The sequence below is a fragment of the Ureibacillus sp. FSL W8-0352 genome (assembly GCF_038004345.1).
In the GTDB taxonomy this organism is placed as follows: Bacteria; Bacillota; Bacilli; order Bacillales_A; family Planococcaceae; genus Ureibacillus; species Ureibacillus thermosphaericus.
Genome location: NZ_JBBOQT010000001.1, coordinates 3,420,021 through 3,443,749 on the forward strand (window position 1 = coordinate 3,420,021; position 23,729 = coordinate 3,443,749).

At 37.2% G+C, this 23,729-nt stretch carries 22 protein-coding genes; 10 read left to right on the top strand and 12 right to left on the bottom strand.

Annotated elements, in window-relative coordinates; all coding sequences use genetic code 11:
- Positions 1–241 precede the first annotated feature (241 nt).
- The 5 genes from NST98_RS17075 to NST98_RS17095 are packed head-to-tail and all read right to left on the bottom strand — an operon-like array spanning position 242 to position 4,578.
- Entirely contained in the window at positions 242–1,318 is a 1,077-nt protein-coding gene (locus NST98_RS17075) for an ABC transporter substrate-binding protein (protein ID WP_340715627.1), read from the bottom strand.
- Complete coding sequence (locus NST98_RS17080) at positions 1,315–2,118, bottom strand: ABC transporter permease (RefSeq protein ID WP_340704314.1); 804 nt, start codon at positions 2,116–2,118, stop codon at positions 1,315–1,317. Before NST98_RS17080 ends, NST98_RS17075 begins: the two co-directional genes overlap by 4 nt.
- The gene (locus NST98_RS17085; protein WP_016838280.1) at positions 2,118–2,924 is read right to left on the bottom strand and encodes an ABC transporter permease; all 807 of its coding nucleotides are present in this window, start codon (positions 2,922–2,924) and stop codon (positions 2,118–2,120) included. The genes NST98_RS17080 and NST98_RS17085 overlap by 1 nt, the downstream gene beginning before the upstream one ends.
- Positions 2,917–4,017 carry an ABC transporter ATP-binding protein gene (locus NST98_RS17090; protein WP_340715628.1) on the bottom strand — a complete coding sequence of 367 codons (1,101 nt, stop codon included), beginning with the start codon at positions 4,015–4,017 and terminating at the stop codon, positions 2,917–2,919. The genes NST98_RS17085 and NST98_RS17090 overlap by 8 nt, the downstream gene beginning before the upstream one ends.
- Positions 4,018–4,035: 18 nt before the next feature.
- Complete coding sequence (locus tag NST98_RS17095; protein ID WP_016838282.1) at positions 4,036–4,578, bottom strand: helix-turn-helix domain-containing protein; 543 nt, start codon at positions 4,576–4,578, stop codon at positions 4,036–4,038.
- 301 nt (positions 4,579–4,879) lie between these two features.
- On the opposite strand from NST98_RS17095, the gene NST98_RS17100 reads away from it, so the two are divergent.
- The 3 genes from NST98_RS17100 to NST98_RS17110 all read left to right on the top strand — a co-directional run bounded on the left by NST98_RS17100 (position 4,880) and on the right by NST98_RS17110 (position 6,801).
- Complete coding sequence (locus tag NST98_RS17100; protein ID WP_096550554.1) at positions 4,880–5,422, top strand: peroxiredoxin; 543 nt, start codon at positions 4,880–4,882, stop codon at positions 5,420–5,422.
- A gap of 41 nt (positions 5,423–5,463) precedes the next feature.
- Positions 5,464–5,907, top strand: coding sequence for a TlpA family protein disulfide reductase (locus tag NST98_RS17105; protein ID WP_340715629.1), 444 nt, complete (start codon positions 5,464–5,466; stop codon positions 5,905–5,907).
- Positions 5,908–6,663: 756 nt separating this feature from the next.
- Complete coding sequence (locus NST98_RS17110; protein ID WP_340709696.1) at positions 6,664–6,801, top strand: hypothetical protein; 138 nt, start codon at positions 6,664–6,666, stop codon at positions 6,799–6,801.
- A gap of 144 nt (positions 6,802–6,945) precedes the next feature.
- Here NST98_RS17110 and NST98_RS17115 read toward each other — a convergent pair whose 3' ends face one another.
- The 6 genes from NST98_RS17115 to NST98_RS17140 all read right to left on the bottom strand — a co-directional run bounded on the left by NST98_RS17115 (position 6,946) and on the right by NST98_RS17140 (position 11,402).
- Positions 6,946–7,605 (bottom strand): potassium channel family protein, encoded by a 660-nt coding sequence (locus tag NST98_RS17115; protein ID WP_340704313.1) that lies wholly within the window; start codon positions 7,603–7,605, stop codon positions 6,946–6,948.
- A 98-nt stretch (positions 7,606–7,703) separates the two neighbouring features.
- A complete protein-coding gene (locus tag NST98_RS17120; protein ID WP_340715630.1) occupies positions 7,704–7,940 on the bottom strand; it encodes a hypothetical protein in 237 nt (78 codons plus the stop codon).
- A 107-nt stretch (positions 7,941–8,047) separates the two neighbouring features.
- Positions 8,048–8,218: a class I SAM-dependent methyltransferase gene (locus tag NST98_RS17125; RefSeq protein WP_340715631.1), complete on the bottom strand. Its 171-nt coding sequence runs from the start codon at positions 8,216–8,218 to the stop codon at positions 8,048–8,050.
- A gap of 57 nt (positions 8,219–8,275) precedes the next feature.
- Positions 8,276–8,464 carry a class I SAM-dependent methyltransferase gene (locus NST98_RS17130; protein ID WP_340715632.1) on the bottom strand — a complete coding sequence of 63 codons (189 nt, stop codon included), beginning with the start codon at positions 8,462–8,464 and terminating at the stop codon, positions 8,276–8,278.
- A gap of 1,058 nt (positions 8,465–9,522) precedes the next feature.
- Positions 9,523–11,187, bottom strand: coding sequence for a ribonuclease J1 (gene rnjA / locus NST98_RS17135; RefSeq protein WP_340435465.1), 1,665 nt, complete (start codon positions 11,185–11,187; stop codon positions 9,523–9,525).
- Positions 11,188–11,192: 5 nt separating this feature from the next.
- The gene (locus NST98_RS17140; RefSeq protein ID WP_016838289.1) at positions 11,193–11,402 is read right to left on the bottom strand and encodes a DNA-dependent RNA polymerase subunit epsilon; all 210 of its coding nucleotides are present in this window, start codon (positions 11,400–11,402) and stop codon (positions 11,193–11,195) included.
- Between the two features lie 447 nt (positions 11,403–11,849).
- On the opposite strand from NST98_RS17140, the gene NST98_RS17145 reads away from it, so the two are divergent.
- Positions 11,850–12,620 carry a Cof-type HAD-IIB family hydrolase gene (locus NST98_RS17145; protein WP_340715633.1) on the top strand — a complete coding sequence of 257 codons (771 nt, stop codon included), beginning with the start codon at positions 11,850–11,852 and terminating at the stop codon, positions 12,618–12,620.
- 115 nt (positions 12,621–12,735) lie between these two features.
- Here NST98_RS17145 and def read toward each other — a convergent pair whose 3' ends face one another.
- Positions 12,736–13,290: a peptide deformylase gene (gene def, locus NST98_RS17150; protein ID WP_340433866.1), complete on the bottom strand. Its 555-nt coding sequence runs from the start codon at positions 13,288–13,290 to the stop codon at positions 12,736–12,738.
- Positions 13,291–13,668: 378 nt separating this feature from the next.
- On the opposite strand from def, the gene pdhA reads away from it, so the two are divergent.
- The 6 genes from pdhA to ltrA all read left to right on the top strand — a co-directional run bounded on the left by pdhA (position 13,669) and on the right by ltrA (position 23,653).
- Positions 13,669–14,772 (top strand): pyruvate dehydrogenase (acetyl-transferring) E1 component subunit alpha, encoded by a 1,104-nt coding sequence (pdhA, locus tag NST98_RS17155; RefSeq protein WP_016838295.1) that lies wholly within the window; start codon positions 13,669–13,671, stop codon positions 14,770–14,772.
- 3 nt (positions 14,773–14,775) lie between these two features.
- The gene (locus tag NST98_RS17160; protein WP_016838296.1) at positions 14,776–15,753 is read left to right on the top strand and encodes an alpha-ketoacid dehydrogenase subunit beta; all 978 of its coding nucleotides are present in this window, start codon (positions 14,776–14,778) and stop codon (positions 15,751–15,753) included.
- Between the two features lie 20 nt (positions 15,754–15,773).
- Positions 15,774–17,090 carry a dihydrolipoamide acetyltransferase family protein gene (locus NST98_RS17165; protein ID WP_096550558.1) on the top strand — a complete coding sequence of 439 codons (1,317 nt, stop codon included), beginning with the start codon at positions 15,774–15,776 and terminating at the stop codon, positions 17,088–17,090.
- Positions 17,091–17,093: 3 nt separating this feature from the next.
- Positions 17,094–18,506 carry a dihydrolipoyl dehydrogenase gene (gene lpdA, locus NST98_RS17170; protein ID WP_016838298.1) on the top strand — a complete coding sequence of 471 codons (1,413 nt, stop codon included), beginning with the start codon at positions 17,094–17,096 and terminating at the stop codon, positions 18,504–18,506.
- Between the two features lie 207 nt (positions 18,507–18,713).
- Positions 18,714–21,788: an efflux RND transporter permease subunit gene (locus tag NST98_RS17175; RefSeq protein ID WP_340715634.1), complete on the top strand. Its 3,075-nt coding sequence runs from the start codon at positions 18,714–18,716 to the stop codon at positions 21,786–21,788.
- 602 nt (positions 21,789–22,390) lie between these two features.
- A complete protein-coding gene (gene ltrA, locus NST98_RS17180) occupies positions 22,391–23,653 on the top strand; it encodes a group II intron reverse transcriptase/maturase (RefSeq protein ID WP_340715687.1) in 1,263 nt (420 codons plus the stop codon).
- Positions 23,654–23,729: the final 76 nt, after the last annotated feature.

Genomic DNA, 23,729 nt, shown 5'->3' on the forward strand with positions numbered 1-23,729 from the left:
ACTCACTCAATCATACCTAGCCTTATATGAGGTTCGTGTTCCTCGGACCGGTGTTTTGCCTCCAGCTTCCTTCAGATTCCGCGTCACCACGGACACCCTTGCTCTTGGCTAACCTCTACTTCTGTCTTCGGGGTTCGGGACTTACACCCTATAGTTCATGTACATGCCGGGCGCACGAATAAAATTGAGAGTTTCTTAAAAAGAAACTCTCAATCATTCATTTTTGTCATTGACAAAAGAGCTACCTGATGGACATTTTAAATTCCAAAAAGTATTCGTTATATTTTCCTAGCCATTCTAAGCCTAAATTTTCATATACTTCTAACCGATCTTTTATTTCTTCAGGAGGGTAGAAACGTTCATCGTTAATAATTTCCGGATCCATTATTTCCAATGCGGCTTTGTTCGGTGTAGAGTATCCGACATATTCGGCATTTTGAGCAGCCACTTCAGGATCCAGCATGAAGTTGATGAAAGCATGTGCACCATCAATATTTTTTGCTGTTTTCGGAATGACAAAGTTATCAAACCACAAATTTGATCCTTCCTGTGGTACTGCATAATCTAATTCTTCATTTTCTGACATCATATCAGCTGCTGATCCCGACCATGTGAGGGCAACAGCTGCTTCATTATTAATCATTAAAGGTATGATTTCATCACCAATGATCCCTTTAATATTTGGAGAAAGGGTGACGAGTTTATCAGTTACTTGACGCAACAATTTCTCATCTTTTGCATTTAACGATTGGCCAATGGAGTTTAAACCCATTCCCATTACTTCGCGGGCACTATCCACTAAAAATACTTTTCTTTTCAGGGAAGGATCCCATAAATCGTTCCATGATTCAAAAGTGATATGATCTGGAATTAAATTTGGATTAAAGACAATGCCAACTGTACCCCAGAAATATGGTATAGAATACTTGTTTTTCGGATCAAAAGGTAAGTCTAAATAATAGGGATCAATATATTGTAAATTCGGTATTTTTGAATGATCAATTGGGTGGAGTAAATCTTCTTCAATCATCATCTCAATAGTATATTCAGATGGGATGGCGATGTCATATGTTGTTCCACCTTGTTGGATTTTTGTCAGCATTGCTTCGTTGGAATCAAAGGTTTCATAAATGACCTTAATTCCAGTTTCTTCAGTAAATTGTTTTAATAAATCTGGGTCGATATAGTCTCCCCAGTTGTAAATTGTAATCGTGTCTTTACTTCCTTTGCCACCGGAAGCTTCCAATTGATCAGCAACGAAGTAAAGCCCCGCACTTAGTAGCAAAATAGCGATACTTAAGTTAATTAATGATTTCATAATCGTCCTAACCCCCCGTTAGCAAGCTTCGTGCGGCGAGTTACGAAATAGTAACCAATTACAATAAGAACCGTCACAACAAAGATAATTCCTGAAAGGGCATTAATTGTTAATGAAATGCCAACGCGAGCAATGGAATAAATTTCTACAGATAATGTAGAGAATCCGTTTCCGGTTACGAAAAACGTAACAGCGAAATCATCTAATGAATAGGTGAGTGCCATAAAGAAGCCTGCAAAAATGCCAGGTTTAATGTAAGGGACGATTACACGGTATAAAACATCCCGTTTAGTGGCACCTAAATCTTGTGCTGCATCAATTAAATTGGGATTCATTTCTAATAACTTCGGCAATACCATTAAAACAACAATCGGAATACTAAAAGCAATATGTGAGATTAGGACTGACGTAAATCCGAGTTTTACTCCAATCATCGTAAAGAGAATTAAAAAGCTTGCACCAATCACTACATCTGGGCTTACAATCATAATATTATTTAATGAAAGTAACGTATTTCGCATTTTTCGGTTTTTTATTGACACAATTCCAATGGCCCCTAAAGTACCGAGAATCGTAGAAATTAAACTAGATAACAAGGCGATGATGATTGTGTTAATTAATATGACTAACAACCGAGAATCTTCAAAAACAGCTTGATAATGTTCCATTGTAAACGACTCAAAATTATGCATGGAACCACCGCTATTGAATGAGTAGAAAATTAAATAGAAGATCGGCGCGTATAATATGATGAATACAACGGCGACATATATTTTTGCTGGTGTAGATAATCTATTCATTACACGCGACCTCCTTTTGCTTTTCTACCAGTGAATAACATACTTACTAACATAATTAATACAAGGAATACGGCAATTGTTGAACCCATTCCCCAGTTTTGGGCAACGAGGAATTGCTGTTCAATAGCTGTCCCTAATGTAATCACTTGGTTTCCTGCAATTAAGCGAGTAATCATGAAGAGTGATAATGCAGGAATAAATGTAACTTGAATTCCCGACTTCACGCCTTCGATTGTTAATGGCCAAATTACTCGGCGGAATGTAGTAAAAGGTGATGCACCTAAATCTCTTGCTGCATCCACTAATGTTGGATTTAACTTATCTAAGGAGTTAAAAATCGGAATAATCATAAATGGAATAAAGATATAAACAGACACAAATATAAAACTAAAATCAGTGAATAAAATTTGTTGTGGCTCAATTCCAAATACGCTGACTACTGCGTTAATCGGTCCATATAAACCAAATATTCCGATGAAAGCATAAGTTTTTAAAAGTAAATTAATCCATGATGGAATAATGATAAACATGAGCCAAAGATATTTGTGTTTCGTTTTCGTTAAAATAAATGCCATCGGATAAGAAATAAGCAATGTAAAGAAAGTTATGATGACAGCGTAAAAAAAGCTAGTAAGTGTCATCTGGATATAAACAGGCGAAAAGAATCGTTTATAGTTTTCCAATGTGAAATTGCCGTTTAAATCTAGCATGGAATAATAAACGATTAAGGCAATTGGCGCAATGACAAAGAAAGCAATCCAAAGGAGATAGGGAATGAGCGGCCCTTTTGCTACACGATCACGCATTGTTACCCTCTCCATATGATTCTAATCGTTTATCAAATTCTTCTTCCGTCTCATTTAAACGCATTACATGGATTGCTTCCGGATTAAAGTTTAAGCCGATTTCTTCGCCAACTTCTGCCTTTTTCAAAGAATGAACGAGCCATTCATTACCGTCTTTATCATAAGTCGATAACTCGTAATGCACACCGCGGAACAATTGAGTATCGACTGTTACAACAAGTTTTCCTTTGTCCACTGATGTAATTTCCAAATCTTCAGGTCGGATGACAATATCTACTTTTTCATTTGGTTTCATGCCTTTATCAACACAATCAAAAACTCTTCCGGCAAATTGCACTTTGTAATCTTCTAACATAATGCCTTCAACGATATTTGATTCTCCTATAAAATCCGCTACGAATCGGTTGATTGGTTCATCGTATATGTCAACAGGGGAACCTGATTGTTGAATTTCACCATCGTTTAATACAAAAATTTCATCGGACATCGCTAAGGCTTCTTCTTGGTCGTGAGTGACAAAAACAAAGGTTTTTCCAAGTCGCTGCTGTAATTCTCTGAGTTCGTATTGCATTTCAGAACGTAATTTTAAGTCAAGGGCAGATAGTGGCTCATCTAGCAAAATCACTTCTGGATCATTGACAATTGCTCGTGCAATGGCTACACGTTGTCGCTGACCACCTGACATCTCAGAAATTTCACGGCTTTCAAACCCTTCCAAATTGACAAATTTCAGCGCTTCCATAACACGCTCTTTAATTTCACTTTCTTTTATCTTTTTTATGCGCAATCCGAATGCGACATTTTCAAAGACATTTAAATGTGGAAATAGCGCATAGTCTTGAAATACTGTATTTACTTGTCGTTGGTGAGCAGGAACGTTGTTGATTTTTTTTCCATTAAAATAGACGTTTCCGCTAGAAGGCTCTGTAAAACCCGCAATTATTCTAAGAATCGTTGTTTTTCCACAACCTGATGGTCCAAGTAAGGTATAAAACTTTCCTTTCTCCAATTCAAAGTTAATGTTTTTTAATACTACTGTCCCATCGTCATAAGATTTTGATACATTTTCAAATTGAATAATTGTGTTACTCATATCCAAGCCTCCTAAACACTATAGATAAGATTCTGTTGCTACAAGAAGCAATTGTGACTCACCATCATTGGCATTAAATATTTGGTGATTGCTTGAAGCTTCATAATAGATTGAATTTCCTTCACTGGCGATGTATTCTTCTTCCCCTAAAACAACTCGAATCCGACCCTTTAATACATAAATAAATGTTTCAGCTAGAGAAGGTTCGAATTGTTTATATTCGCCACCCTTTTGAAATGTAATGATGACCGGTTCCATTTCTTTATCATTGGAAGTCGGTATAAGCCATTTGATTTCATATTTTTTTTCATCATCTATATAAGAGGTTTGGTCTTCCTCGCTGTAAACCACTTTTTGTTCTTCAAAGTCATCATCAAAAAATTCTTTAGGGGTGGAACCTAATACTTCTAAAATGGTAAAAAGCGTGTCGATGGAAGGGGAGTTTAAATCGCGTTCAAGTTGTGAAATGTAACCCTTAGTTAAGTCCGTTCTTTCTCCGAGCTCTTCTTGAGTTAACCCTTTCTTAATGCGCAATGCTTTAATTTTCTTTCCGATTTGCATAGATAAAACTCCTCTTTTTCGACAAGTAGTTTATTTTTTCTAAACTTTTTGTAAGAAAGTTTACTTTTACAAAACTTTTAGTTTACAATTACAGATAATGATTATACCTAATTTTAATTGGAATGCAACAATTTTTTATAAAATTTTCATATTTATATAAAGAAAAAATGCAATATTTTTTTAACTTTTCAGTAAGATATTAGGAAGCGTTGTACCCAAAATAATTGAAAATACGGAATGCATTTGTTAACGTAAAAAAGGAAAGTATTACCTTCATTTTGGCGGTTAGGAGGAATCTCACATGGCAGAATGTTTAGTGAATAAACAGGCTCCGTTATTTGAATTGAATGCAGTAATGCCGGATAAGACCTTTGGAAAAGTTGCTTTAGAAGATATCATGAATGAAGGGAAATGGACTGTTCTATTTTTTTATCCAATGGATTTTACTTTTGTATGTCCCACGGAAATTACAGCATTGAGCGATCGCTATGATGAGTTTGAAGAATTAAATGCAGTAGTAATCGGTGTGTCGACAGATTCAATATATACTCATTTAGCATGGATCAATACAGAACGGACGAAAAATGGTATTGGACAACTAAATTACCCTTTAGCTTCAGATCACAATCACGTAGTTTCAAGGAAGTTTGGTGTTTTAATAGAAGAGGAAGGGGTAGCGCTTCGCGGATTATTTATTATTAGTCCAGATGGTGAGATTCAATATCAAGTCATACATCACAATAATATTGGTCGGGATGTTGATGAAGTATTGCGCGTATTACAGGCTCTTCAAACGGGCGGATTATGCCCAGCCAATTGGCGACCTGGTCAATCTACATTATGATTTAATAGAGGCATGGGAGATATCTTTAAGGGGGAAAGTTGATGAAATTGCGTTCACCATTACCAGAATTGGATGGTGCAACAATATGGATTAATGGGAAAGTGCGAAAAGAAGAATTATTAGGGGAAAAACTCACGTTAATCCACTTTTGGTCAGTCAGCTGCTATTTATGCAAAGAAGCTATGCCCGATTTTAATCGATTTTGTGAAAAGTATAAAGATTACTTGAGTGTCGTAGCAGTGCATATGCCTCGTTCAAAAGAAGATACGGATATTGAAACAATTAAACAAGTAGCGGAAAAGTTAAATATGACACAGCCTATATTTGTAGATAATGATTTAGTATTATCGGATTTATTTGAAAATGAATATGTGCCTTCCTATTATTTGTTTGACCGCTCCGGTTTTTTGCGGCACTATCAAGCTGGTGGAAAAGGAATGAACATGTTAGAACAGCGGGTAAACAGGATTATAGAGGGAAAATAAAAGGAAAAGTTGAGGCTGTTCAGAAAGTCGAACACTTTCTGAACAGCCTTACTTCTTATAGTAATGTTCTCTTAAAAACTTTGCTCCTGCGGTGGTCACATCAAACGCGCCTCCTCGTCGCAATTTAGCCGCGGCTAAGCATGTGCGACAGCCTTAATTTATCTGCGGTGAAAGCACTAGGGACAGCCGCAATTTATCTCGGCTAAGCATGTACGACAGCCGCAATTTATCTCGGCTAAGCATGTACGACAGCCGCAATTTATCTCGGCTAAGCATGTGCGACAGCCGCAAAGGGGGCGTCTTGAAATGACTTTTCAGACGCCCCCAGCTTTTTGTGCGCCCGGCATGTACATGAACTATAGGGTGTAAGTCCCGAACCCCGAAGACAGAAGTAGAGGTTAGCTCAACGCAAGGGTGTCCGTGGTGACGCGGAATCTGAAGGAAGCTGGAGGCAAAACACCGGTCCGAGGAACACGAACCTCATATAAGGCTAGGTATGATTGAGTGAGTTTGCAAAACAAAACAAAGCTCTTTCTGTCGAAGGTCATATCGAGTAAATGAGGCGGATAGATGGTGTGAAAGTGCATGTACTTACCCGGGGAGGTCTGGCGGATAGGTGAAGTACGCTTCATAACCTACTTAGTGATAAGTAGCTGAACCGTCAGAAGTCAGCAGAGGTCATAGTATTAGTTGGTTTAGAACTACTAAGAAGGACCGAACAATGAAGAGAGAATAGCCCTTGGCATTCAGTGAGTCATGATGAACACAGAAAACGTAGTACCTCACTTGAGGAAGGAAGCGGTGAATCCCGTGGGAGACCTCTTGGAGGGTGGAGTGACCACTGGCATAAGAAGACAAGCTATTCACGGAAGTTATGAAAACTTGCGTCAATGATTTTAATTGAACCGCCGTATACGGAACCGTACGTACGGTGGGAGTTAATCGCTCCCTCCTACTCGATTTGTATCATGATTGTTTCAAAAGAGTTGTTTTTTGGAAAGAAAAGCTTCATCAAGGCTTCATGAAATATATCACTTATTATGTCATCGCCCGATTGACGAAGCGGTTAATATCCACTACAGCTCCGATGACAAGCAATATATCGTCTAATAATATTTTTTCATCGGCACTAGGAGAAATGATGATTTGTTCCCCTCGTTTAATCCCGATAATGTTAATTCCATAATTCGCACGAATATCTAAATCTTTAATTGAATATCCAGCAATGCGATGGTTTGATTTAATTTCCATAATGGAGTGCTCATCGGATAATTCTAAATAATCAAGGACATTGGACGACATTATGTTATTGGCAATGCGAATACCCATATCCCGTTCTGGGTGTACGATTAAATCCGCCCCTATTTTTTGTAATACTTTTGCGTGATAATCGTTTTGCGCTTTCACAGTAACTTGGGGTACACCTAATTCTTTTATAATTAATGTCGTGAGTATGCTTGCTTGAATATCGTCTCCAATTGCCACAATCACATGTTCAAAGTTTTGGATACCGAGTGATTTTAATGCTTCCTCATCTGTGGAATCTGCAATAACCGCATGGGTAGCAATTTTAGAAAATTCTTCCACTCTATCAGATGAAGAGTCAATTGCCATCACATCTGCTCCAAGTCGAACTAATTCCCGGCAGACACTTCCTCCAAATCGTCCCAATCCAATAACTACAAAGTCTTTTCTCATTTGTTACCTCCGTACATGCATCGATGACATTATTTTAGCTTACTATTTCGAAATCCACAAATAGAGGGAAAGGTTATTTTTTAGTTGTTTCCATATGGTTACCCTTTTACTTCGATGACACGTATACGTTTATAATTAGCAAACCAAACACCATTTTCACAAAGTGAAGGCTTTAAACCTTTTTCCACGTTCTCAATGATTGCATGCTTACTTTCTTCTTTCATTCCCTCAAATAGTTCACTGCAGAACATGATAATCCAATTTTTTAGTCCTTCTTCTCCTTCTAGTGGTGTAGGTCGATCAAAATGCATGGCAAAAGCAACCTGAAAACCCATTTATTCCATTAATGTGCTATATTCTCCAATGCTCGGGAAGTACCAAGGAAAAGAAATTTCTTTTTCTATTCCTGCACTTTTGATTTGATTGATGATTTCTTGAGTAATCATTTGGACATTACCTTTCCCACCAAACTCAGCGATAAATCTTCCTCCTTTTTTAAACTTTTGAAAATATTTGTAAGTGCTTTTTCTGGTTCATTGATCCAGTGTAATGTGGCATTTGAAAAAAGAGCATCAAACTCATTATGATAATCCAGTTTTGTAATATCTCTCACCAAAAAGGTCAGGTAAGGATATTTCTCTTTTCCTTTGCAATCATGTTTTCACTTAAATCAATTAACACTTGCTCCGGTATTTGCAATTTTTTGAGCTAAATCTCCTGAACCACAACCAACATCTAGAATGTTTTCCCCCTTTTTCGGAGCTAAATAATCAATTAAACTGCTCCCAAATTTTGATACAAAAGAATGCTGTTCATCATAAAGTACGGGATTCCAATGATCTTTCTGAATAGTAGACATAAACATTCCTCTTTTTGTTTTAGAGACATTGTACAAGTTGTAACCCAAAATAAAAAATGAAAATTATGAATTATGTTTATAACATTTATTTATTTTCTTAAAGGTTAACTTGTGGAGATAATAGTCAAGCGATAAAAAAATTTGTGATGGGAGATAATAACCAAACTTCCGAAGATAATAGTCATTCACGAGAGGATAATAGTCAAAGTAGTGAACATAATAGCCAATCGATAAAAAAAGCCGAGAGCAAAGGGAGATAATAGTCAAACTTCCGAAGATAATAGTCATTCACGAGAGGATAATAGTCAAAGGAACGAACATAATAGCCAATCGATAAAAAAAGCCGAGAGCAAAGGGAGATAATAGTCAAACTTCCGAAGATAATAGTCATTCACGAGAGGATAATAGTCAAAGTAGTGAACATAATAGCCAACCGATAAAAAAAGCCGAGAGCAAAGGGAGATAATAGTCAAACTTCCGAAGATAATAGTCATTCACGAGAGGATAATAGTCAAAGTAGTGAACATAATAGCCAAGCGATAAAAAAAGCCGAGAGCAAAGGAAGATAATAGTCAAACTTCCGAAGATAATAGTCATTCACAAGAGGATAATAGTCAAAGTAGTGAACATAATAGCCAATCGATAAAAAAAGCCGCAATCGATGGGCGATAATAGTCAAATTTCAGAAGATATTAGCCATACGCAAGAGGATAATAGTCAAAGGAACGAACATAATAGCCAATCGATAAAAAAAGCCGAGAGCAAAGGGAGATAATAGTCAAACTTCCGAAGATAATAGTCATTCACAAGAGGATAATAGTCAAAGTAGTGAACATAATAGCCAATCGATAAAAAAAGCCGCAATCGATGGGCGATAATAGTCAAATTTCAGAACATATTAGCCATACGCAAAAGCATAATAGTCAAAATAGCTGACATAATAGTCAATTGATAAAGAAAGAAGGAAGCGAGTTAGCAATATATAAAATTGAATGACAACATGAATCGAAGAAATAAGGCTGTCTAGAAGGTTAATTTTTCTAGACAGCCTCAGATTTTTATACTTCCATAATGATTGGTAAAATCATTGGTCTGCGTTTAGTTTTTTCAAATAAATATGGGGATAAAATATCCGTAATCTCATTTTTTAATTCTGTCCATTGAGATTTTTCTTGAATCATTTCTGCTAAATGATCTGCAAGCATTTTCTGTGCTTCGCTAATTAATGTAGCAGATTCACGCATATAAACAAAGCCTCTCGAAATAATATCAGGACCTGCCACAATTTTTTGTTGTTTCATATCTACGCTAACAACAACAATGACTAATCCTTCTTCGGAAAGAATTCGGCGATCGCGCAACACGATATTTCCGATATCACCAATACCGCTTCCATCAATGTAAACATCGCCAGAAGGGATGCGTCCTGCAATGTATGCTTCGTTTGAGCTTAGTGCAAGTACATCTCCATTTTCCATTACAAAAGTATTCTCAGCCGGTACATCGCAATCAATAGCAAGTTTCGTATGCATTTTTAACATGCGATATTCACCGTGAATTGGCATGAAGAATTTTGGCTTCATTAAGCGAAGCATTAATTTTTGTTCTTCTTGAGAACCGTGACCTGAAGTATGAATATTGTTAATGGATCCATGAATGACTTCTGCACCAGCACGGTATAATAAGTTAATAATTTTATTGACGCTAATCGTATTGCCAGGAATAGGCGAAGAGGAGAATACAACTGTATCTCCAGGCTGGATTTGAATTTGACGGTGTGTACCATTAGCAATTCGCGATAAAGCCGCCATTGGTTCGCCTTGAGAGCCTGTACACAAAATCATTACTTCATTTGCTGGTAGGCGATTGATGGTTTGAGCGTCAACAAACGTTTCTTTTGGTGCAGTAATGTATCCTAATTCTCGACCGATGGAAATAGCATTATCCATCGATCGTCCGAAAACTGCAATTTTTCTTCCATATTGAGCAGCTGCATCTGTTACTTGTTGAAGACGATGGATATTGGAAGCGAACGTTGCAAAAATAATACGTCCTTCAACTTTACGGAAAATATCGTGGATGCTTTCACCAACTTTTCGTTCTGACATTGTAAAGTTAGGTACTTCTGCGTTTGTGCTGTCTGATAATAAACAAAGCACGCCATCGCGTCCAATTTCTGCCATTTTCGTTAAGTTGGCTGGTTCACCCACTGGTGTAAAATCAAATTTAAAGTCACCAGTATGAACGATATTTCCAGGCGGTGTTTTTACAACGATTCCAAATGCGTCTGGAATACTATGTGTTGTTCTAAAAAAACTAACAGATGTTTTTCGGAATTTAATGACATCGTCTTCTTTAATCTCAATCAGTTTCGTTTGACGTAGTAAACCATGTTCTTCTAATTTATTGCGCAAAAGTCCAAGGGCAAGTTTTCCACCGTACACAGGTACATTTACTTGGCGCAATAAATAGGGTATTCCACCGATGTGGTCTTCATGGCCATGAGTAATAAAAAGACCTTTAATTTTATCGGCGTTTCGTACTAAATAAGTGTAGTCAGGAATTACATAATCGATTCCTAGCAAATCATCTTCAGGGAATTTAATCCCTGCATCGATGATAATGATTTCATCTTGAAATTGAACTCCATAAGTATTTTTGCCGATTTCACCCAGTCCGCCAAGAGCAAAAACGGCAGTTTGATCATTTTTTACAAATTTCATATAGACTACGCATTCTCCAAACGGAAATTCGGGCTATTTTTTTCATATTCTAAATAATTGCCCTCAAGTAGTTGAATATATTCAATCAAAATGTGACGATCTTTTAAATATTCGCGGACTTCTCGTTCTGAATTAGCTTCTAGATAGAGGCTTTTCGTATTTTCGCGAACTGGTACTTCATCTGGATTTTCTTGATAATACACTTTGTAAATCATCTTTTCTCTCCCTCTTTAACCGAACATTTTTTGCATCTATTATTTTTCCACTTTTTACGAATATAATCAATTGGTATTTATTATATTAACGCAAATGGTTTATATCTTCACAACCAAATGCATGAAGTGGCCTATTAGTTAAAGTGACAAAAGTTATTAAGAAATATTCATTATATACCAAAATTTCAAATTTGTAACATGTTGAAATAGAATGCATTTCCTTTATATTATCATGTGAATCTTTTAAAATAAAGAAAAGCCCTCCGTTTTTGAAGGGCTTAAGCGATTGATTTTTTACCGAGGATGCCATTAAGACGCTTCAAAAGTTTCTTTTTGAGTCTTTTTAACATGGTGCACCACTCCTTAATTTAAAGTATAAGGTAGAATTATATATATGTAAAGTATTTTTCATTTACATATAAATATGCATTAGAAGGGTTAGTGACAATGAAGAAGGTTCTGTTTTTTGACGTAGATGGTACACTTTATAATAGTAAGAAAAGATTGCCTCCATCTGCGAAAGATGCAATTTATCAAGCAAAAAGGAACGGTTATGAAATTGCCATTGCTACAGGTCGAGCTCCTTTTATGATTCAATCGATTTTAAAAGAGTTAGAGATTGATACTTTTATAACTTTTAATGGACAATATGTTGTTTATAAAAATGAAGTAATTTTTACAGATAGTGTTCCACAAGACGATTTAACGGAAATCATTGAATTCGGATCAATGCGCAATCATCCTGTTGTATTTATTGATGACGAAAAAATGATTGCGACAACAGAAGGAAACAAAAAAATCGAACAAAGTTTATTATCGTTACGCTACCCGTATCCCGAAATTAATCCTCATTTTTATAAAGAAAATGCTGTCTATCAAACACTTATTTTTATGGAAGAAGAAGAGGAAGCGATTTATCACGAAACATTTTCAAATGTTAAATTTGTTCGCTGGCATCCGTACTCTTGCGATATCCTTCCAAAAGACGGTTCAAAAGCGAGAGGGATTAAAAAAGTATTGGAAAAAATGAATATTCCCATTGAAAATGCCATTGCTTTTGGTGATGGATTAAACGACATTGAAATGCTTCAAGCAGTTGGTGTAGGGGTAGCAATGGGTAATGCTAAAGAACAAGTAAAAAAAGTAGCTGATGTTGTAGGTGAACATGTTGACAATGATGGGCTTGTGAAAGTGATGAAAAAATTAGAAATCATCTAATCTATTTATATGCATGATGACTTTTCAAAGTCTCGGCATTTGTCTCATACAAGTAGAAACCCCAAAAGCACTGAAGACAAAATTGGTGCTTTTAGGGTTTTCTTTTTTATGCTTATTAACCTTCAAAAGGAAAAGCATCTGGAATAGGAGCAAACGGATCTTCTTTATTAATATGATCATAAAACATAATCCCGTTTAAATGGTCCAATTCGTGTTGAAAACATATCGCAGGAAGACCTTTTAAACGCATTTTTTTCTCTTCGCCATCAACAGTGAAGAATTTTACCGTAATCCGTGCATATCGAGGAACATACCCAGGAACATTGCGGTCAACGGATAAGCAACCCTCACCATTAGGTAAGTAAGTTTTTTCAGCAGAATGGCTGACGATTTTTGGGTTGATTGCGACAAAGCTGAGTGTTTCTCCATTTTCTTCTTCAATATGAAGGGCAAACATTCTTTTTAAACAATTTACTTGGTTTGCTGCAAGCCCTATTCCAGAACGCAATTCATATTTTTCTGCTATTTCCGGGTCTTGACTATTTTTTAAAAACTGCAACATATCCTCTGCTAATTTACGCTCTTCATCTGATAACGGGAATTTCATCTCTTCTGCTTTCATTCTTAATGCAGGGTGGCCTTCACGAACAATATCTTTCATTAAAATCATATTTTACTTCCTTTCAATTTCTCTATCAAAATGAAGGTTTTTCTATTTAAAAATACCATATGTCAATTTCTTTTTCTAATAGATGTTTCAATGAATATTATATGTCATTTATAGGCGATAATGAATTTCGTACAACGGATTATTTTATGAGCATATCATATTAATTTTGTCAAAAAATCAAACTGTTATAATACAAGTTTGTTTTGTCGTATAACAGAATGTTTTTTGTGATAAATTCAAATAACTAGCATAATTTTGAATTGAAAAGAAAAAACAACGATTGACCGATTGTATTATGGTAATATATACTGTAGTAAATTGAAGGTTGTATCAATTTTCGGGTTATAAAAAATGATACAGATAAAGGAGAGGTGTTTTATGAGTGGGAAAGTTTTTGATCCAAAAGGTGTATTACAAGATGTTGAAAGCAAATTTGAAATGTTTCAAATTTTAAATGAAAACGGAGAAGTTGTGAACCCAGAGTATGAACCAAAATTGTCTGATGAAGAATTGGTAGAACTGATGACTCGCATGGTTTACACAAGAGTTTTAGACCAGCGTTCTATTTCTCTAAATCGACAAGGACGACTTGGATTCTATGCGCCAACTGCAGGACAAGAAGCTTCCCAATTAGCTTCCCACTTTGCATTGGAAAAAGATGATTGGATTTTACCAGGTTACAGAGATGTTCCTCAAATCGTTTGGCATGGCTTACCGTTATGGAAAGCATTCTTATTTAGCCGTGGACATTTCATTGGAAACCAAATTCCTGAAGGTGTAAATATTTTACCTCCTCAAATTATTATTGGTGCCCAATACATTCAAGCAGCTGGGGTTGCTTTAGGAATTAAGAAGCGCGGCGGAAAGAATGTAGCAGTAACATATACAGGTGACGGTGGTTCATCTCAAGGTGACTTCTATGAAGGTATCAACTTTGCAGGGGCATACAAAGCGCCAGCAATCTTCTTTATTCAAAATAACCAATATGCGATTTCTACTCCTCGTGACATACAAACAGCTGCAAAAACACTTGCACAAAAAGGAATTGCAGCAGGTATTCCATGTGTTCAAGTAGATGGAATGGATCCATTAGCTGTTTATGTAGCAACAAAAGATGCACGTGAGCGTGCTGTAGCTGGTGAAGGTCCGACATTAATTGAAACAATTTGTTACCGTTACGGACCGCATACAATGTCAGGGGACGATCCAACGCGTTATCGTACAGAAGATATTGATAATGAATGGGCGAAAAAAGACCCAATTGTACGTTTCCGTAAATATTTAGAAGGCAAAGGACTCTGGTCTGAAGAGAAAGAAACAGAAGTGATTGAAAGAGCGAAAGAAGAAATCAAAGAAGCTATTAAATTAGCGGACCAAGCTCCAAAACAAACAGTAACTGACTTAATCTCCATCATGCATGAGGAGCTGCCTTTCAATCTAAAAGAACAATACGAAATCTATAAAGCAAAGGAGTCGAAGTAACCTATGGCACAAATGACGATGATTCAAGCGATTACTGATGCTTTACGCACAGAATTGAAAAATGATGAAAATGTGTTAGTGTTCGGGGAAGACGTCGGTGTAAACGGCGGGGTATTCCGAGCAACTGAAGGTTTACAAAAGGAATTTGGAGTGGATCGGGTATTCGATACTCCTCTTGCTGAATCAGGAATCGGTGGTCTTGCAATCGGTTTAGCTTTACAAGGATTTCGTCCAGTTCCGGAAATTCAATTCTTCGGTTTCGTATATGAAGTAATGGATTCCATTAGCGGACAAATTGCTCGTTATCGTTTCCGCACTGGCGGTACGTTTAATATGCCAATTACGATTCGCTCGCCATTTGGGGGCGGTGTACACACGCCTGAAATGCACTCTGATAGTTTAGAAGGATTAATGGCTCAACAACCGGGCTTAAAAGTTGTGATTCCTTCAACGCCATATGATGCGAAAGGGTTGTTAATTTCAGCTATTCGCGATAATGATCCGGTTATCTTTTTAGAGCATCTAAAACTATATCGTTCATTCCGTCAAGAAGTGCCTGAAGAAGCTTATACAATTCCAATTGGTAAAGCAGATGTAAAACGAGAAGGAAAAGATTTATCCATTTTCGCTTACGGATTAATGGTGCATGAAAGCTTAAAAGCTGCAGAAGAATTAGAGAAAGAAGGATACTCTGTAGAAGTAGTGGACCTTCGCACAGTGCAACCACTTGATATTGACACAATCATTGCTTCTGTAGAAAAAACAAATCGTGCAATTGTTGTTCAAGAAGCACAAAAGCAAGCTGGAATCGCGGCAAATGTCGTTTCGGAAATCATGGAAAGAGCGGTATTAAGTTTAGAAGCTCCGGTACTTCGAGTGGCAGCACCAGATACAATTTATCCGTTCCCGCAAGCTGAAAATGTTTGGTTACCTAATTACAAAGACATTATCGAAACAGCGAAAAAAGTTTTAACATTCTAATTGATGAAAGGGTGGACGTAATGGCGTTTGAATTTCGTATGCCAGATATCGGCGAAGGAATCCACGAAGGTGAAATCGTAAAATGGTTTGTGAAACCAGGTGATGAGGTAAATGAGGACGATATTTTATGTGAGATTCAAAACGATAAAGCAGTAGTGGAAATTCCTTCTCCTGTTGCAGGTAAAGTAGAAGAAATTTTAGTCGATGAAGGCAGTGTAGCTGTCGTTGGAGATGTGCTCATTCGCTTAGATGCACCAGGTTATGAAAACATGCAATTTAAAGGTGATGCGCACGTTGAGGAAGATTCATCTAAAACTGAAGCGCAAGTTCAAGCGACAGCAGAAGATGGAAAAGTAGAAGATACGAAACAACAGGAAACAAAGGAAGTACCACTATCTTCTGAAATTGAAGTTGCTAAACGTGTAATCGCGATGCCTTCCGTTCGCAAGTTTGCTAGAGAGAACGGTGTTGATATTCAATTAGTGGAAGGTACAGGGAAAAACGGTCGTATCTTAAAAGAGGATATCATTCGTTATATGGAAGGCGGGCAAACTGTTCAAGAAGCGCCGAAAGTTGTGGAAGAAAAACAAGAAGCGGTTGCAGAAATTCCACAAATTCCTGTGTTGGAAGGTGAATTCCCAGAGACGAGAGAAAAAATATCTGGAATTCGCAAAGCGATTGCAAAAGCAATGGTTCATTCCAAACAAACGGCTCCTCATGTAACTTTAATGGACGAAGTAGATGTTTCGAATTTAGTCGCTCATCGCAAAAAATTCAAAGATGTTGCGGCTGAAAAAGGCGTCAAGTTAACATATTTACCTTATGTGGTAAAAGCGTTAGTGGCAATGTTGAGAGAATTCCCAGAATTTAATCGTTCATTTGACGATGCAACACAAGAAATTATTCAAAAACATTATTATAATGTTGGAATTGCTGCCGATACTGAACGTGGGTTGCTTGTTCCAGTTATCAAACATGCGGACAGAAAATCAATTTTTACAATTGCGTCCGAAATCAATGATTTAGCAACAAAAGCGCGTGAAGGAAAACTTGCTCCAAACGAGATGAAAGGCGGCTCAATGTCCATCACAAATATAGGCTCTGCTGGAGGCCAATGGTTCACACCAGTGATTAATCATCCAGAAATAGCAATTTTAGGACTTGGAAGAATTTCAGAAAAGCCTATAATAAAAGAAGGTGAAATTATAGCAGCACCTATGTTAGCATTATCATTGAGCTTTGATCATCGTATGATCGATGGAGCTTTAGCTCAAAATGCTTTGAATTATTTGAAGCGTTTACTAAGTGATCCTGAACTTTTATTAATGGAGGCGTAACAAATGGTAGTAGGAGATTTTCCAATCGAAATCGACACTCTTGTAGTTGGAGCAGGTCCTGGTGGATATGTTGCAGCAATTCGTGCAGCACAAACTGGACAAAAAGTAACAGTTGTTGAAAAAAATGAAGTGGGCGGAGTATGCTTAAACGTTGGATGTATTCCATCAAAAGCGTTAATTTCAGTTGCTCACCGCTACGAACAAGCAAAACATTCAGATGATATGGGTGTTATTACTTCTGATGTAAAACTTGATTTTGAAAAAGTGCAAGCTTTCAAAGACAGCGTAGTAAAAAAACTTACAGGTGGAGTAGCTGGTCTATTAAAAGGAAATAAAATTGATGTTGTAAAAGGTGAAGCTTATTTCGTTGATGCAAATACTGTTCGCGTTGTAAATGGCGACCAAGCTCAAACTTATAAATTTAAAAATGCAATTATTGCAACAGGTTCTCGTCCTGTGGAAATCCCAACATTCAAATATTCTGATCGTGTAATTAACTCTACTGGTGCGTTAAACTTAAAAGAATTACCTAAAAAATTAGTTGTAATCGGTGGAGGATACATCGGTACAGAATTAGGAACAGCATATGCAAACTTTGGTACTGAAGTAACAATCCTTGAAGGTGCAAGCGACATCTTAGCAGGATTTGAGAAACAAATGACTCAAATCGTGAAAAAAGGTCTGAAGAAAAAAGGTGTTACAATTGAAGTGAACGCCCTTGCTAAAGGTGTAGAAGAAACTAAAGATGGCGTAATTGTAACTTATGAAGTAAACGGCGAAGAGAAGAAAGTTGAAGCAGATTACGTACTTGTAACAGTTGGACGCAGACCAAATACAGATGAACTTGGTCTTGAACAAATCGGTATTGAGTTCGGCGAAAGAGGATTAATTAAAGTTGATAAACAATGCCGTACAAATATTCCAAATATCTATGCAATTGGTGATATTGTTCCTGGTCCACAACTTGCTCACAAAGCTTCTTATGAAGGAAAAGTTGCTGCTGAAGCAATTGCAGGACATAAATCTGTAGTTGACTACTTAGCAATTCCAGCTGTTTGCTTCACAGACCCAGAAATGGCATCTGTTGGATATAGCGAAGAGCAAGCGAAAGCTGAAGGTATCGAAGTAACTGTTGCGAAATTCCCATTCGCAGCAAACGGTCGTGCATTAGCATTAAATCAAACAGAAGGTTTTGTGAAACTTGTTGCACGTAAAGAAGATGGCCTTATCATCGGTGGACAAATTGTAGGTGCTGGTGCTTCTGACATGATTTCTGAAATCTGCCTAGCAATCGAAGGCGGTATGACAGCTGAAGACATCGCTCTTACAATTCACCCGCATCCAACTTTAGGCGAAATCACAATGGAAACTGCGGAAGTATTACTTGGCAACCCAATCCACATTATTTCAAAATAATCACTAGTTTAGAGCCCTTGTAACTCATTACAAGGGCTTTTTTTATTTTGAAGCTTCTCGTTCTATGCTGGCAAATATCTGGTCGAATTGATAGGAAATGATGAATTGATTCTCTAGCTCGTAAAATGATGAATTTTCAGCATTGAAAAAATGAGATTGCACAAAATAAAAATAAATAATTAACCATCAAAGATAGGTGAATGACCATTGAATGGGATTCTTCGATTTGTGCTAAGGAATAAACTAGCTGTCTGGTTACTAACATTCATTTTCTTAGGTACAGGAATATACTCTACATCTAAAATGAATATGGAGACTATTCCTGATATATCAATTCCAGTTATTACGGTTACGACAGTGTATCCTGGAGCAACTCCAAAACAGGTGATGGAAGAAATTTCAGAACCTTTGGAGAAAGTTGTTGCAAACTTAGAAGGAGTTCTAAATGTATACTCTAATTCCTATGCCAATTTATCAAATGTGCAAATTGAATTTGAGTATGGTATTGACCTTGTTAATGCCGAACGGGAAATCAAGTCAGCCATTGAACAAATAAAACTTCCAGATCATGCAGAGGAGCCAAATATTACACGAGTAACAATTAATGCATTTCCAATATTGGCTTTTAGTATTTCAAGTGAAACAGAAGATATTGCAGAACTTACAACGACGGTAGAAGAAATTGTCGCACCAAAATTTGAAGGAATTGATGGTGTGGCGTCTGTTTCGATTTCAGGTCAACATGTAAATGAAATTGAGTTACATTTTAATGAAGAGAAAATGGCTTCTCTTGGGATAACAGAGGAAAATGTAAAACAAATGATTCAATCGAGCAACGTCCGAGTGCCTCTTGGATTATTTCCGTTTCAGGATGAAGAGCAATCAATCGTAATTGATGGTAAATTGACGACAATTGAAGGATTAAAGAATATAGTTATACCAATTACCCCTTCCCAGATTTACCCTTATCCTTTTGTTACGTTAGGTGAAATTGCAACTATTCATTTTGTTGGGAAAGTGGAGTCTGTATCAAGAACGAATGGTAGAGAGGCAATCACTTTACAAATTGTTAAAGCGCAAGATGCCAATACGCTGGAAGTCGTTAAGGAAGCGAAAGCGTTAGCGAATGAATTAACGTCATCCGTTCAAGGGTTAATCATTGATGTTACTTTAGACCAAGGTGCACCAATTGAACAGTCTGTCAGAACCATGTTAAATAAAGCCTTTATTGGCGCAGTGGTAGCAATTGTTGTCATTTTATTCTTCTTAAGAGATATCAAATCAACATTGATTTCTGTAATTTCCATACCATTATCTTTATTGATTGCTTTTATGATTTTGTATTCTCTAGATATTACGTTAAATATGATGACATTAGGTGCGATGACGATAGCAATTGGGAGGGTTATTGATGACTCGATTGTGGTCGTTGAAAATATTTACAGAAGGCTCCATTTAAGAAACGAACCTTTATATGGACGAGCATTAATAAGCTCTGCAACGATTGAAATGTTTAAACCAATATTATCTTCTACATTGGTTACCATTGCAGTATTTTTACCACTAGTATTTGTTGGAGGGATGATTGGGGAATTATTTCTCCCATTTGCACTGACAATAACCTTTGCATTGCTCGCATCTTTGCTTGTAGCAATTACCGTGGTACCAGCATTTTCACATTCACTTTTTAAGAAAAAATTATATAAGGAAAATAGAGTTACAGGGCATCGATCCACCAAAAGCATGTTGGCAAAATATTATAGGAAATTTTTAAATTGGACATTAAATCATAAACTGATTACTTCATTTGTTGCTTTTTTATTACTTGTTGGAAGCTTATGTTTAATTCCTATTCTCGGCTTTAGTTTTTTGCCAACAGAAGAACAAAAAATGCTTTATATCACCTATACACCAGAGCCGGGTGAAACGGAAGATACGATATTACAAAATGTGTCTGAAGTAGAACAGGAAATGATGGCAAGAGAAGATGTGGAGGTTGTTCAACTTTCCATCGGTTCAAGCGATAATATGATGATGGGTATGGGCAGCAATAATGGAGCTTTAATGTTCTTAATTTTTAATGAAGAAACAGAAAACTTTGATGAAGTGACAAAAGAGATCGAAAATTACTTAGCCAATTTAGATCATTCTGGTAAATGGAAAAATCAAAATTTCAATATGTCCGTCTCGAATAACGAATTAAGTTATACAGTTTACGGCAACGATCAAGTTGATTTAGAAGAAGCTGTTATGCAAATAGAAGATATAATGCAGGATTCAAAGTATGTAAAAGATGTTTCGACAAGTCTGGCGGAACGATTTGATGAATATACATTGAAAGTAAATCAACAAACCCTCTTGCAATATCACTTATCAGCTGCACAAATCGCTTATTTATTAAATCCTCATATGCCGGAACAAGTATTAACAACGATTGAAAAAGATGGAGAAGACGTCAATGTTATTATTCGCAAAGATAAAATCATACCACAAAACTTTGAAGCGTTGTTGCAAACTCCACTCTCTACTCCAACAGGAAGTGTTGTGACAATTGGAGATATAGTTGAAGTGAAAAAAGGAACGGTTGCCAATACAGTTTCGCGAAGTAAAGGGAAATTTTATGCAACAGTTTCTGGTACGATTACAAGTAAGGACATTACGAAAGCTTCTACGGAAGTGGAAGAAAGGCTTGAGAAATTAAAATTACCAAAAGGCGTTGAGATTGAAGCTGCAGGAGTAACAAAAGATATGGAAGAAGCTTTTGTGAAACTTGGTCTTGCATGTCTTGCGGCAGTGGCGATTGTTTATTTTATATTAGTAGTAACGTTCAGCGAAGGGCTCGCTCCATTTGCCATTTTATTTTCTTTACCTTTTACCGTGATAGGAGCCTTAGGATTGCTATGGATTTTTGATGAAACGATATCCGTTTCAGTGATGATGGGACTTCTTATGTTAATCGGAATTGTTGTAACGAATGCGATTGTTTTAGTGGACCGCATCGTTCATATGGAATATGACGGAATGAAGATGCGAGAAGCAATATTAGAGGCGGGTAGCACTCGATTAAGACCGATATTGATGACGGCTATTGCAACAATGGGGGCATTAATTCCGCTTATATTTGAGGAAGAAGGAAGCGGTTTAATTTCAAAAGGATTAGCCATTACCGTAATCGGTGGTTTATTTAGTTCAACAGTTCTCACTTTATTTATCGTTCCAATTGTATACGAATCATTATCAAGACTTTTTGGAAAAAATCGAAGAGCGATTCGGCTAGATTAAATGAAAAAGCTGTACGAAAGCCAATATACAATGTCTTTCGTACAGCTTTTCTGTGTGCGCCTGGCATGGATGTAATCTATAGGGTGCAAGTCCCGAGCCGTGAAGGCAGAAGTAACGGTTAGCTTAACGCAAGGGTGTCTGTGGTGACGCGGAATCTGAAGGAAGCGAGCGGCAAACTTCCGGTCTGAGGAACACGAACTTCATACAAGGCTAGGTATCATTGGATGAGTTTGCACAACAAAACAAAGTCCTTTCTGCCGAAGGTGATACAGAGTAAATGAAGCAGATAGATGGAAGGAAAGATTACATTCTTACCCAGGGAGGTCTGATGGATACGTGAAGTACACTTCATAACCTACTTAGTGATAAGTAGCTGAACCATCAGAAGTCAGCAGAGGTCATAGTATTAGTTGGTCTAGAACAACTGAGAAGGACCGAACAATGAAGAGAGAATAGCCCTTGGCATTCAGTGAGTCATGATGAACACAGAAAACGTAGTACCTCACTTGAGGAAGGAAGCGGTGAATCCCGTGGGGGACCTCTTGGAGGGTGGAGTGACCACTGGCATAAAGAGAACAGCTATTCACGGAAGGAGAATAACGATGCTTTTGAATCAAATCCTGTCACGGGAGAACATGCTTCAAGCACTAAAACGTGTAGAACAGAATAAAGGAAGCCACGGAGTAGATATGATGCCCGTACAAAATCTACGACAGCACATAGTTGAAAATTGGCTATCGATTAAAGAAGCAATTCTCAAGGGAACTTATGAACCGATGCCAGTCCGCAGAGTCGAAATCCCGAAACCTGATGGCGGTGTTCGTTTACTAGGAATCCCTACCGTAACAGACCGTTTGATTCAACAAGCAATCGCCCAAGTACTTTCAAAAGTGTACGACCCTACATTCTCTGAAAACAGCTACGGATTTCGACCAAACCGAAGTGCTCATGATGCGGCGAGGAAAGCGAAAGAATATATAAGAGATGGATATCGATGGGTTGTAGATATGGACTTGGAGAAATTCTTTGATAAGGTCAACCATGACAGATTAATGGGTACACTCGCGAAGAGAATCCAAGATAAACCATTACTGAAATTGATTCGTAAGTATTTACAATCGGGCGTCATGATTAATGGTGTGGTGTCAAGCACATTAGAAGGAACTCCACAAGGAGGACCATTAAGTCCGCTACTATCTAACATTGTACTAGATGAACTAGATAAAGAATTGGAAAGAAGAGGACACAAATTCGTTCGATATGCGGATGACTGTAACATTTACGTGAAAAGTAAACGAGCAGGACTTCGCACAATGGCAAGTATCCAGCGATTTATTGAAGGAAAACTACGACTGAAAGTAAATGAAAAGAAATCAGCGGTCGACCGTCCATGGAAACGTAAGTTTCTAGGATTTAGCTTTACCTATCATAAAGAGCCAAAGGTTCGTATCGCAAAAGAAAGCCTTAAACGAATGAAGAATAAAGTTCGTGAAATCACATCACGCAAGATGCCCTACCCGATGGAATACCGCATTCAGAAACTGAATCAATATCTAATGGGATGGTGTGGATATTTTGCGTTAGCAGACACCAAATCTATATTCCCTGAATTAGATAAATGGATTCGTAGAAGACTTCGAATGTGTCTATGGAAGAACTGGAAGAAACCGAAAACAAAGATACGCAACCTTATTCAACTTGGCGTACCACAATGGCAAGCGTATGAATGGGGAAATACTCGGAAGAGTTATTGGCGTATTTCAAAAAGTCCAATATTACACAGAACCCTTGGTAACTCCTATTGGAGAAACCAAGGGCTGAAAAGTCTTGAAGCTCGTTATGAAAACTTGCGTCAATTATCTTAATTGAACCGCCGTATACGGAACCGTACGTACGGTGGTGTGAGAGGACGGGAGTTAATCGCTCCCTCCTACTCGATTT